The organism is Geobacter sp. 60473, assembly GCF_036323535.1.
Lineage (GTDB): Bacteria > Desulfobacterota > Desulfuromonadia > Geobacterales > Geobacteraceae > Geobacter > Geobacter sulfurreducens.
In genome coordinates this window covers 1,844,095-1,856,130 of record NZ_AP028967.1, presented here as the reverse complement: position 1 = coordinate 1,856,130, position 12,036 = coordinate 1,844,095, and the positions used below count along the sequence as shown (strand labels likewise).

At 62.2% G+C, this 12,036-nt stretch carries 13 protein-coding genes; 10 read left to right on the top strand and 3 right to left on the bottom strand.

Translation table 11 applies throughout. The annotated features are described in order from the left end of the window. The 9 genes from AABA48_RS08365 to AABA48_RS08325 all read left to right on the top strand — a co-directional run bounded on the left by AABA48_RS08365 (position 1) and on the right by AABA48_RS08325 (position 7,897). Complete coding sequence (locus AABA48_RS08365; RefSeq protein WP_286350062.1) at positions 1 to 1,347, top strand: hypothetical protein; 1,347 nt, start codon at positions 1 to 3, stop codon at positions 1,345 to 1,347. Between the two features lie 20 nt (positions 1,348 to 1,367). Next, positions 1,368 to 1,952, top strand: coding sequence for an SCO family protein (locus AABA48_RS08360; RefSeq protein ID WP_286350061.1), 585 nt, complete (start codon positions 1,368 to 1,370; stop codon positions 1,950 to 1,952). 17 nt (positions 1,953 to 1,969) lie between these two features. Beyond that, the gene (locus tag AABA48_RS08355) at positions 1,970 to 2,593 is read left to right on the top strand and encodes an SCO family protein (protein ID WP_286350060.1); all 624 of its coding nucleotides are present in this window, start codon (positions 1,970 to 1,972) and stop codon (positions 2,591 to 2,593) included. Then, positions 2,590 to 4,215, top strand: a complete 1,626-nt coding sequence (locus AABA48_RS08350) for a cytochrome c/ABC transporter substrate-binding protein (protein WP_286350059.1) — start codon at positions 2,590 to 2,592, stop codon at positions 4,213 to 4,215. The genes AABA48_RS08355 and AABA48_RS08350 overlap by 4 nt, the downstream gene beginning before the upstream one ends. A 91-nt stretch (positions 4,216 to 4,306) precedes the next feature. Continuing rightward, positions 4,307 to 4,789, top strand: a complete 483-nt coding sequence (locus AABA48_RS08345; RefSeq protein ID WP_286350058.1) for a nitrous oxide reductase accessory protein NosL — start codon at positions 4,307 to 4,309, stop codon at positions 4,787 to 4,789. A 5-nt stretch (positions 4,790 to 4,794) separates the two neighbouring features. Further along, positions 4,795 to 5,100, top strand: a complete 306-nt coding sequence (locus AABA48_RS08340; protein WP_286350057.1) for a hypothetical protein — start codon at positions 4,795 to 4,797, stop codon at positions 5,098 to 5,100. Continuing rightward, a complete protein-coding gene (locus AABA48_RS08335; RefSeq protein ID WP_286350056.1) occupies positions 5,087 to 6,220 on the top strand; it encodes an ABC transporter permease in 1,134 nt (377 codons plus the stop codon). The genes AABA48_RS08340 and AABA48_RS08335 overlap by 14 nt, the downstream gene beginning before the upstream one ends. A gap of 1 nt (position 6,221) precedes the next feature. Continuing rightward, the gene (locus tag AABA48_RS08330; protein ID WP_286350055.1) at positions 6,222 to 6,905 is read left to right on the top strand and encodes an ABC transporter ATP-binding protein; all 684 of its coding nucleotides are present in this window, start codon (positions 6,222 to 6,224) and stop codon (positions 6,903 to 6,905) included. Continuing rightward, a complete protein-coding gene (locus AABA48_RS08325; RefSeq protein ID WP_286350054.1) occupies positions 6,902 to 7,897 on the top strand; it encodes a hypothetical protein in 996 nt (331 codons plus the stop codon). Before AABA48_RS08330 ends, AABA48_RS08325 begins: the two co-directional genes overlap by 4 nt. Before the next feature lie 74 nt (positions 7,898 to 7,971). Here the strand turns inward: AABA48_RS08325 and yhbY are convergent, their stop codons facing one another. The 3 genes from yhbY to AABA48_RS08310 form a co-directional block, all read right to left on the bottom strand. Continuing rightward, entirely contained in the window at positions 7,972 to 8,268 is a 297-nt protein-coding gene (yhbY, locus tag AABA48_RS08320; protein WP_286350053.1) for a ribosome assembly RNA-binding protein YhbY, read from the bottom strand. Positions 8,269 to 8,347: 79 nt separating this feature from the next. Beyond that, positions 8,348 to 8,662 (bottom strand): Hpt domain-containing protein, encoded by a 315-nt coding sequence (locus AABA48_RS08315; RefSeq protein ID WP_286350052.1) that lies wholly within the window; start codon positions 8,660 to 8,662, stop codon positions 8,348 to 8,350. A 12-nt stretch (positions 8,663 to 8,674) separates the two neighbouring features. Then, positions 8,675 to 10,012, bottom strand: coding sequence for an ATP-binding protein (locus AABA48_RS08310; RefSeq protein WP_286350051.1), 1,338 nt, complete (start codon positions 10,010 to 10,012; stop codon positions 8,675 to 8,677). A gap of 206 nt (positions 10,013 to 10,218) precedes the next feature. Here AABA48_RS08310 and lepA point away from each other — a divergent pair, with 206 nt between their 5' ends. Further along, positions 10,219 to 12,021: a translation elongation factor 4 gene (gene lepA / locus AABA48_RS08305; protein WP_286350050.1), complete on the top strand. Its 1,803-nt coding sequence runs from the start codon at positions 10,219 to 10,221 to the stop codon at positions 12,019 to 12,021. Positions 12,022 to 12,036: the final 15 nt, after the last annotated feature.

Sequence of the window (12,036 nt, the reverse complement as noted above, 5' to 3'; positions counted from 1 at the left end):
ATGGGATCGAGAAGTGTCGCACAACTGCTGATCATCGGACTGATTCTCGTCTGCTGGCTGGAATCCGCCCCGGCTGCCGGCATCACCATCAAGGCGGCGGGGGAGGGGATTTATGGCATCGATGTCGCCGCGCTCGATGATATTGCGGTGGTGGATCTGGAGGTTGGCTACGATGCCCTGAGCTTCGATGCCCCCCGGATCGAGCGGGGAACCGCGCTCCCCTCCGATGTGTCGCTTATTACCAACACGGCCATTCCGGGCGAGCTCCGCATGATCCTCAAGCGTTCCCGGGCCATCACCGCCAGCGGCCGGATTGCGGTGCTGCGGTTCCAGCCGATCGGCGAGACCCCGGGCCGGCTCCTGTCGGCCCATGCCCGCCTCATCACTACCAAGGGGGTGTCCCACGCCCTGCCGGTCGGGGTCGTCAATGCCCAGCCCAAACCATCTGTCGGCCCCGGCTCCATCACGGACAAGATCTCCGGGGGCACCGGCTCCCCGTCGCCTCTCGATACGGCCGCCGGCGATATGACGCCTTCACCTGTTGCGAGCGGCGGATCCGGGTCGCGGAACACGCCCGGAGACCGGTATGCCGGCCGGGGAGGCGCAGATGCCACCGTAACCTTTGCCGATTCTTCACCGGGAGAGGCGAAACCGGCAGCGGCCCCGCCGGGTTCCCCGTCTCCGGCGGCGACCCCGGCTGTTCCCGACATGGCGTCTCAACCGGCTGAGCAGGCCGCGACGCGGGCCACGGCCGATCAGGCACGTGCGGTCCCGGCTCAGACCATTGTCTACGGCCGGGTGCTGGATCGTTTCAGGGATGCCCGGGGCGAGATCTCCGCCGCCGCCCTGGTGGCGCTCTTCACCCCGCTGGCGGGCCAAAAGGTGACGCAGCAGCCGCAGGTTGCCATCTCCGACGGTCGTACCGTCGTGACCCTGATGGTCGAACTGCCCCGAAGCTTCGAGGGGACGCCGGTCTTCGCCGTCACCAGTGCAAAGACCCTCTCGTGGGAACAGGGCGGAGAGGGGACCTGGATGGTACGGGTGCTACCCGATATCGATACCCTTGATGCCGAGTTCGTTGTCTATTTCGGGGAGAGCCTCATCCAGTACCCGCTGGTCGTGGCTCCGGCGCTGACTCGCCTGCCGGGGGGCGCACCTGCCCTGGACGAAGCCGGTTTCGCCCTGTTCCTCAAGGAGCGGGCGCGGGACGGGAAACCGCGTTTCGATCTTAATGGGGACGGGACAAGGGACTATCGCGACGATTACCTTTTTACGGCCAATTTCATCGCCCGGGGACGGCAGACGGCAGGTGCCCCTGCCCAGTCGCCCACGCGGTCTGACAACTAGTCGCTTACAGGGTGCTGCATATGAAAACGAATAGCTGGCGTATCCTTCTCATTCTCGTTTCCTGTGTCTGGCTGAGTCAGCCCCTGTCCGCCGTGGCGGCGCCTGCCACGTTCGCCTCGGCCACGGTGAAGCTTCATGATCTGGAACTGCTCGACCAGGATGGAAAGTCCCTACGCTTCCAGAGCGACGTCATCGGCGACCGGCTGGTGGCCATCACGTTCACCTACACCACCTGTACCACCATCTGCCCCATCCTCGACTCGATCTTCGTGACGCTCCAGAAAAAGCTGGGTGCCCGGATGGGAAAGGATTTCCACCTGATCACCATGAGCATCGATCCGGTCAACGACATCCCGAAGCGCCTCAAGGCCTATTCCCTGAAACTCGGCGCCCGTCCCGGCTGGACATTCCTGACCGGCAGCAAGGTGAACATGGACAAGGTGCTTGTGGGCCTCGACATGTACAGTCCGGACATTTACAACCACCCCCCCTCCATTATCGTCGGGGATGGCAAGACCGGGACCTGGCAACGGTTTTACGGTTTCCCGTCGGCCGATAAGATTCTTTCGTCCCTCACTGAGCTGCAGAAGGCGCGTCACCATTGACCCGCCGGGAGAACCACGTGAGAATCACGTTGTCAGCACCTGTCATTGCGCTTTGCCTGTTGCTTGCGGCAACATTACTGCCATGTACCGCCGCGACCGCGCCCCAGTCGCCGCAGGGAACCGCTCTCGACCGCAGGACCGATGAAGCGGCCCGCGCCTATTTTACCGACCTCAAGCTGACAACCCACGAAGGCAAGGTCGTCCGCTTCTATTCGGACATACTCAAGGACAGGGTTGTTCTGATTCATTTTTTCTACACCAATTGCAAGACCGTGGCCACGCTCCAGACCAAGGTTCTCTCGGACCTGCAGCCGCTGCTGGGTGATCGTCTCGGTAAAGATATCTTTCTGGTGTCGATCAGCGTGGACCCGGCCCGCGACACCCTTGAGCATACCCGCGCCTATGCCCGGGCGTTTGCTCCGCGCCCGGGCTGGACTTTTCTGACCGGTTCAAAGGTGAACCTGGACTGGGTAAACTACAAACTGGGCAACTACAAGGAGAACCCCGAAGAGCACGAGACATTCTTTCTCCTCGGGAACCTCAGGACCGGCCACTGGATCAAGGATAAACCGGAGGCCTCGGCGCGAACCCTGGCGGAGCACCTGATCCAACTGGCCGACGAAAAACAGGTGAAGCGATGATCGGCTGTTGGGCGAAAAGCGAACTCGTGCGCACACTATTCACAGCGCTGATGTTTCTGGCGTTCTTTGCCGGGATGCCGGCTCTGTCCCCGGCGTCGTCGGCCTCGCCCGCCCTCACTCCGGCCGAGGAGCGGGGCCGGCAGATATACTTCGAGGGAACGAGCCCGTCGGGGGTGCCGATCCTTGCCTATTTCGGCAAGGATTACCTGGAGGTGCCCGGCGAGTCGGCTACCTGCACCAGTTGCCACGGCTTCGACGGGCTCGGCCGTACCGAAAGCGGCGTCATCCCTTCCAACGTCACCTGGCAGCACCTCATGAAAAGCTACGGCCACGTCCACCCTGACGGCCGGCTCCACGGTGCGTTCACTGTGGAGAGCCTGAAGAGTTACATGCGCGACGGCCTCTACCCCGGCGGGCTGCTGGGCGATCCGGCCATGCCGGTGTACGAGCTCGCAGAGCAGGACATGGACGATCTCATCGCCTACATGAAACGGTTGGGCGTCCATCCCGACCCGGGCGTCAGCCCCACTGCCGTGCGAGTGGGGGTTCTCATCCCCTCGGATGGGCCCTCGGCCCAACTCGGCGAAATCCTCAGCGCCACGGTCCGGGCTTCCTTTGCCGACATCGGGGCGCGCGGCGGCATCTACGGCAGGCGCCCCGAACTGATTGTCGAGAAGGTTGCTCCCGGCCAGGACCTGAGGGCTGTCTTGCGCCGACTGCTGGAGGATCGGCAGGTCTTCGCCCTCTTGAACACCGTCACCCCCGGCCAGGAACGTGAACTGGAAACCCTGGCGGAGGAGTTCCGGGTCCCTCTCATCACCCCCTTTGCCCCAACCCATACGGATGACCAGCAACTGCGCCGTTACCGGTTCCACCTCCACGGAGGAGTGCGGGAGCAGGCTCTCGGCCTGGCCGCATTCGCCCATAAAAAACTCGATGCCGAAGACCCGCGGGTCGCCATCGTCTATCCCGCGCGGGAAGAGATCGAAGAGACCGCGGCCTCCGTCGAAGAAGCCTGCCGCGCCGGCGGATGGCAGCGTGTGGTCAGGGTATCCCATGTACCCGGCGGGTTTGATGCGGCGTCAACTGTGGTCCGGCTGCAGGCCGGGCAGGTGGGGATGGTGATCTTCCTGGGTGCGGAAGGGGAGGCGGATGCCTTTTTCCGGGAGGCCGACGCGCGGAAGTTCCTTCCGTCCTTTTTGATGCCCGGCTTTCTGCTGGGCAAGGGGATGTCTCGGGTGCCGCCGTCATTCGCGGGAAAGGTGTGGCTGGCGTTTCCCGCCCTGCCCGAGGACCGGAAAGAGTGGGGCCTGGCTGAATTCAGAGAGGTAACGGGGCGACAGGGCGTGGCAGCCACCAATCCGTCCGTCCAACTGACGGCTTTCACGGGCACCAAGCTGTTCCTTGAGGGATTGCGGCGCTCGGGTCGCGATCTCAGCAGGGAACGGTTTGTGGAGTCCCTGGAAGGGGTGTTCGAGTACGACACCGGTCTGGCCCAGCCTCTAACCTACACCAAGAATCGCCGCATCGGCACCCTGGGGACCCATGTGGTGACGGTGGATCCGCTCAAGGCTGACACGGAGGGATTTATCTCGCCCAAGGGATGGATCGCCGTGGAGTAGCAGCCACGGGCGGGTACGAAAATTGATGCTTGTCCTTCATAAGTCTGCCCTGTATTGTTATGACTAACTGATTCCTCCGAGGTGACCCGGCATGAAGACCCGTCTGGCTCTGCTGCTTACCCTGGTGCTCGCTGTCGGTACGGCTGTAACGGCAGGGGCGGGAAAAGCCGAGCAGTTGAAGATCGCCCCCCGCGACAAATGTCCGGTCTGCGGCATGTTCGTCGCCAAATTTCCTGCGTTCGCGGCCCGGATCACCTACCGCGACGGTTCCTACGCCGTGTTCGACGGCGCCAAGGACATGTTCACCTACTATCTCAATCTGAAAAAATATGCCCCCGGCAAGTCTGCCGGACAGATTGCCTCAGTCCTGGTGACCGATTATTACGGACTCAGCCCCATTGACGGCATGAGCGCCCATTACGTGATCGGCAGTGACGTGCTCGGGCCCATGGGGCACGAACTGATTCCATTCGCCCGCGCGGCCGATGCGGAGGAGTTCAGGAAGGATCACCGGGGGACGCGGATCGTCCGGTTCCGGGATGTGAACGCCGCCCTCATCGCCGGCCTGGACTGACCGTCGTGACGGTGCGCAAGTCCACGGTCTTCATCGCCTTTGTCGCGGCGGAGCTGCTGGTGCTGATTGCCATTGTCGCCCACGCCCTTGTCGTCGGCGGCAGGGAATCCCGCCTCGCCGAGCAGCGTGCCATGGTGAAGCGCCTCTCCCTCACTGACCTGGCGCTGTTCACTGATGCACGTTATACCCGGCATCCGTCCATGGCAGACCTCCACAGTCCGTTCCAGGATTACCCGCTTTCGTTCGAACATTTTCCCTCCGGCTCCCTCATGGCGCCGCCTCCCCACGTGAGGACCTATGGCCGGCATTGAAAAATACCGGAGCATCATCGATTTCACCCTGTCTTCATTGCTGCGGCGCAAGGGCAAGAACAGCGCCCTGCTCTTCGTCTACACCCTGGTGGTGTTTCTCCTGGCGTCGCTCATGCTCTACACCCAGGCCCTGCGCCGTGAGGCGGCGGCGGTCCTGGCCGATGCCCCTGAACTGGTGGTCCAGCGGATCATGGCGGGCCGGCACGACCTGATTCCGATTGACTACAGCGAGAAAATCAAGGAGATCCGAGGGGTTCGCTCTGTGCGTGCGCGGTTGTGGGGGTACTACTACGATCCGCTCTTCGGCGCCAACTATACCCTGATGGTCCCGGAGCAGTTCACCTGGGAGGCGGGAAGCGTGGCGGTGGGGAACGGTCTGACCCGCAGCAGCATGGCGGCGAAAGACAATATCATGCCCTTCTATGATCACACGGGAACCCTGGTGACCTTTACGGTGGCCGAGGTGCTGCCGGCCGCGACGGAGATGGTTTCGGCGGACCTGGTGCTCATGGGGACGGACGATTTCCGTACACTCTTCGGCGTGCCGCAGGGCATGGCAACCGACCTGGTGGTGGAGGTCGCCAATCCCGTGGAAGTCCCCACCATCGCCGGCAAGATCGTAAAACTCCTCCCCGATACCCGCCCCATTTCCCGGGACGAGATTCTACGCACCTACGACGCGGTCTTTAACTGGCGAAGCGGGATCATGCTGGCTGTTCTCTGCGGCGCGCTCCTCTCCTTTTTTATTTTCGCCTGGGACAAGGCCACCGGCCTGTCCGCCGAGGAGCGAAAGGAGATCGGCATTCTCAAGGCGGTGGGATGGGATACCGGCGACGTGCTGGTAATGAAATTCGGTGAAGGGGCGATCATCTCGCTCACGGCATTTCTCGTGGGGGGAACCCTGGCCTACGGGCACATCTTCTTCACCTCGGCCGCCCTGTTCGGGCCGGTGCTCAAGGGGTGGTCGGTGCTCTATCCGTCGTTCCGGCTCGTTCCGCACGTCGACTTCGGACAACTGGCAGTGCTCTTCTTCCTGGTGGTGGTCCCCTATACCGTGGCGACCATCGTTCCCGCATGGCGGGCGGCCACCGTGGATCCCGATTCGGTCATGAGAGGGTAGCGTGATATCCCTGCACGATGTGAGCAAGATCTTTAACAGCGGTAAAGCCAACGAATACGCGGCGCTCCGGGGCATTACCGTTGATATCGCTCCCTGTCGCGTGACGGTCCTGAAAGGGCCCAGCGGTTCGGGCAAGACCACTCTGCTCAGTATCCTCGGCGGGATGGCGCGTCCCACGACCGGCCGGATCGTCCTGTTCGATCGCGAGATCACCAGTCTGCCCGAGCGATTTCTGAGCGATATCAGGCGCCGTACCTTCGGGTTTATCTTCCAGCAGTTCAACCTGATCCGCGGCATCAGTCTGCTGGAAAACGTCATGATCCCCGCCTACCCCATGGGAGAGCGCCATGGGCTACTCAAGGCGAGGGCCATGGCCACCCTGGAGGCATACGGCCTTGCCGGCAGAGCCGCCACCCGGGTGGAGCTCCTCTCGGGGGGGGAAATGCAGCGCGCCGCCATCGCCCGGGCCCTGATCAACGACCCGCCCGTGATCATCGCGGACGAGCCCACAGCGCACCTGGACACGAAGCTCTCCGGCGAATTCCTTGATCATATGACCCGCCTCAAGGATGAGGGGAAGACCATTGTCATGGCGAGCCATGATCCACTGGTAATCGACGCGGGGCTGGTCGACCGGATCGTGGCGATCCGCGACGGACGGCTGGCCGACGGGGCGGCCCCGTGATCCTTCACCCGGCCGTCATCGCCCTGTTCGTCGGTTCGCTCCTGACCAGCGGCATGCTCGTGGCGACGGCGTTCTTCGCGGTTAAGATCCTGCGCCACTGGGACCTTGCCAGCGGCAGTGAACGGCAGCTTTCGTTCGAGCGCCGTACCTACCTCCTTGCCACAATCATGACCTGCTGCTGCGTGTTCCAACTCCTGTCCCTGTTTCTCTTCATTCACGTGGCCGACAGCCTGAGCACGCTCTTCCCCGGAGCCATGTGCGCGGCAGGGACCCTCAACCTGAATCGTTTCGGGTACCCCACGCTGGTCCTTAAAATAACCACCTTTCTGCTGGCCGGCTTCTGGCTCATCCTCAATCATGCGGACAACCAGGGATATGATTATCCCCTCATCCGGATCAAGTACTCGCTGCTGTTGGTGATAACGCCGCTGCTGCTGGCCGAGACCGGACTGCAGGGGGGGTATTTTCTCTCCTTGCAGCCCCGGGTGATCACGTCTTGCTGCGGCAGCCTGTTCGGCGGGGAGTCGAGCGGCATGGTTCCAACCCTGACTACCCTGGGGGATGTTCCGGCGCTCGCCACGTTGGGAGGAGTCTTAACGCTCACCCTGATCTGCGGGGGGATCTACCTGTGGCTGGGAAGGCTGGGGTATCTGTTTGCCGCGTTATCCGCCGCAACCTTTGCCGTCGGGGTCGTGGGGCTGCTCTCGGTGATCCCGGTCTACATTTATGCCCTTCCCACCCACCACTGTCCATTCTGCATGCTGCACCGCGAATACGGGCATGTGGGCTATCTTCTCTACGCGACCCTGCTCGGTGGTGGGGTGGCGGGGGTGGGCATGGGAGGACTCCAGCCCTTCGGGCGGGTGGCGAGCCTGGCATCGTCGCTTCCCATGCTCCAGCGCCGTCTGGTCCTTTTCGCCATGCTCTGCTACGGGCTGTTCGGCGGGATCGCGGCCTGGCAGGTGATGGTTTCCGAGTTGCGGCTCGGTTAGCGGACAGACCTTCAGGCAATGAAAAAAGCCCGGATCGCTCCGGGCTTTTTTCATTGCCTGGCGGGACACAGGCGCTACTTCGCTTTGGGGAGTTCCAGTTTCGGTTCCTGCGCCCTGCGGAACAGCAGGAAGGTTCGGCCGAGGACCTGGGCCACATCGGCGCCGCAGGCCGAGGCCAGTTCTTCGGCGGCTTCGTGACGGTCCAGGAGGCAGCTTTCCAGGATCTTGACCTTGATCAGCTCGTGGTGCTCAAGGGCCTCGTCGGTCTCTTTGACAAGGGCCTCGCTGATCTCGCCTTTGCCGATGGTGATGACCGGAGCAAGGGAATGTCCCAGGCCCCGGAGGTGTCGTTTCTGTTTGCCGGTCAGCATGCGTACGGATCCTTTTCGTAGGGAGAATGCAGATGGTATAGCACGAAAAGGGGAGCGGCACAACCGCCCCCATGCCCCGTCACTCGCAGACCGGTTCCACTGTCTCCAGATAGCGGGCGAGCAGGTTGATGAAGTACGCGACCGCCGGCCACCGGCCCTGGGTCGCAGCCCGTTCCATCCGCTCGCCGATGGCGCTCACGGTATCGAAGCCGAACGAGCTCCCCGCTCCCTTGAGGTTGTGGGCTATCTTCCGGATGAGGGACGAATCCCCATGCGCGAGTGCGTCATGGAGCGATGCCACGTCCTGCCGGCGGTGGGCGATGAACACCGGCACGATGTCGATGAGCTCGGGGTCTATCCTGACCCGGTACGTTTTTAAGGCTCGTTCTGCCATGGCGTCTCCCGGTCACTGTCGCGCCAGTTCTGCCACCGTGCGCAGCAGGGTGTCCTTTCTGATCGGCTTCGAGAGATGGCTCGTGCATCCCGCTTCGATGGTTTTCAGGGAATCGCTCTTTTCGGCGCATGCGGTGAGTGCCACCACCGGCACCGGCGCGCGCCCCTGTTCGCGTTCCCATTCCCGCAGGGTGCGGGTGGCGGTGTAGCCGTCCATCACCGGCATCTGGATATCCATCAGCACCAGGTCGAAGTCTTCGGCCATGAACATGTCCAGCGCTTCCCGGCCATTGGCGGCACTGCGAACCTGGTGGGAGGCCCCCCGCAGGAAGGCGGCGATCAGCATCCGGATGTCCTCCGCATCCTCGGCCACCAGTATCCGCAGTGGTGGGGCGGATTCCGATGCCTTTTCCTGCCCGTCGGCGGATGCCTGCCGGCCGCCGGTAATGGTGAGGCAGAAGGGGATCGTCACAATGAAGCGACTCCCCCTGCCTTCGGAGCTCTCCACGCTGATGTCGCCGTCCATGGCCTCGATGAGCCCCTTGGCGATGGCAAGTCCGAGGCCGGTTCCGCCGAAGCGCTTCGGTGTCTCGGGGGAGCCCTGGTCATAGCTTTCGAAAATGCCGCCCAGCCTGTCGACCGGGATGCCGATGCCCGTATCTTCGATGACAAAGCGTATCATTGCCGACGACGAAGCCGTCAGCGGGACGGGTATCCTCTCGACACGGATCGTTACCGTCCCCTCCGGGGTGAACTTTATCGCATTGCCGGCCAGATTGACGATCACCTGCTGAACCCGCGCCGGGTCGCCCAGAATGCGCGGCGGGACGTCCGGCGAAACATGCCACGAAAGCTCCAGCCCCTTGCGCTGTGCCTGCCAGAGAAGCTGTGTCCCCGTGGCCGCTACAAGCCCGGCCAGGTCGAAGGGAAGGCTCTCCAGCCGTAAATGGCCGGCTTCCAGGAGTGACGTGTCCAGAATGTCGTTCACGAGGCAGAGGAGGAGATCATTGGCGTGCTGGAACCCGTCCAGGTAGTGGCGCTGGGTTTCGTCGAGGCGGGTCTGGCGAAAGAGATCGATGGCCCCGGAGATCAACTGGAGCTGCGATCGGATCTCGTGGCTGGCATGGGCTAGAAGCTCACTTTTGGCCGTGGTGGCCGCGTCTGCCGCTGCCGCGGCGGCTCGAAGCTCCTGCTGTGCGGCCCGGAGCCGTTCGTTCTCGCCCAGAAGCTCGGTCAACTGTACCTCAAGTTCCCTGATCCGGTTTCGTTCCGTGGACGATACGAAGCCCTGCCGGCTGTCTGAGCCGGTGTCGGTGGTCTGGTGCTGGCCGGAAGCGGGTAGAGACGTCATGGTGAGTTGTATCTGGTTCCGTGAGCTGATGTTACTTTGATGAAATTACATTAAGTGTATATCACAGTTGCCAGGGGGCGGCAAAGGGAAAAGTTTGGTTTTGTTAATATGAAAGTGCCGTAAACCTTCCATGGAGAAAATACCTTTACAACAGAGTTGGATATCCATTATCCTTCATCGGTTACACTCAGAAGAGACAGGTGTTTATGAAGATTGAGACTATCAGGAATTTTTCGATTATCGCCCACATTGACCATGGCAAATCCACCCTTGCGGACCGGCTGCTGGAGTATACCGGCGCCCTCACGGAACGGGAGATGCAGAACCAGTTCCTGGACAAGATGGACCTGGAACGGGAGAGGGGTATCACCATCAAGGCCCAGACGGTGCGGCTTACCTACCGGGCTGACGACGGCAACGACTACATCCTGAACCTCATCGACACCCCGGGCCATGTGGATTTCACCTACGAGGTCTCCCGGTCCCTGGCCGCCTGCGAAGGTGCCCTGCTGGTGGTGGACGCCTCCCAGGGGGTCGAGGCCCAGACCCTTGCCAACGTCTATCTCGCCATCGACAATAACCTTGAGGTCTTCCCGGTCCTCAACAAGATCGACCTGCCCGCGGCCGAGCCGGAGCGGGTGAAGCACGAGATCGAGGAGATCATCGGACTCGATGCCCATGACGCGGTCATGGCCAGCGCCAAGGAGGGGATCGGCACCCGGGAGATCCTGGAGGAGATCGTCAAGAAGATCCCGCCTCCGGAAGGAGATCCGGCTGCTCCGCTCAAGGCTCTGCTCTTCGATTCGTGGTACGACCAGTACCAGGGCGTGATCATCCTTGTCCGGGTCATCGACGGCACCGTGAAGAAGGGGGACAAGATCCAGCTTGTCTCCACCGGCCGTAGTTACGAAGCCCTGAAGGTCGGCGTCTTCGCCCCGGTGATGCGCGAAGTGCCCCAGCTGGCGGCAGGGGAGGTCGGTTTCCTCATCGCCGGCATCAAGGATGTGGCCGACGCCAAGATCGGTGATACCGTCACCCACACCCTCAAGCCTTGTGTAACGCCTCTTGGCGGTTTCAAGGAAGTGAAGCCCATGGTCTTCTCGGGGCTCTATCCCATCGACACCGCCCAGTACGAGCAACTGCGCGACGCCCTGGCCAAGCTCAAGCTGAACGACTCTTCCTTCTCGTTCGAGCCGGAGACCTCCCTGGCCCTCGGCTTCGGGTTCCGCTGCGGCTTCCTGGGTCTGCTCCACATGGAGATCATCCAGGAGCGCCTGGAGCGGGAGTTCAATCTCGATCTGATCACTACCGCCCCCACGGTTGTGTACAAGGTCCACCGGATCAAAGGGGACGTGATCACCATCGAGAGCGCCAACCAGTTGCCGCCGCTCCAGGAAGTCGACTACATCGAGGAGCCCTTCATCCTCGCTTCCATCCACACGCCCAACGAGTTCGTGGGGGGCATTCTCTCCCTGTGCGAGGAGAAGCGAGGCGTCCAGCGCGAGATCAAGTACCTCACCCCCACGCGGGTGATGATCATCTATGAGCTCCCCCTCAACGAGGTGGTGCTCGACTTTTATGACCGGTTGAAATCAATCACCAAGGGGTATGCCTCCCTGGATTACGAACACCTGGACTACCGCCGCAGCGATCTGGTGCGGATGAACATCCTCATCAACGGCGAGGCCGTTGACGCGCTCTCCCTCATCATCCACCGGGACAAGGCCTACTACCGGGGCCGTGACCTGGTCTCCAAGATGAAGGAGCTGATCCCGCGTCAGATGTTCGAGGTGGTCATTCAGGCGGCCATCGGCACCAAGGTCATCGCCCGCGAGACGGTGAAGGCCCTGCGCAAGGACGTGCTCGCCAAGTGCTACGGCGGAGACATCAGCCGCAAGCGCAAGCTTCTGGAAAAGCAGAAGGAAGGAAAGAAGCGGATGAAAAACGTGGGGAACGTCGAACTCCCCCAGGAAGCATTTCTCGCCATCCTCAAGGTGGAAGAGAAGTAGTTACCCTTTCCGAAA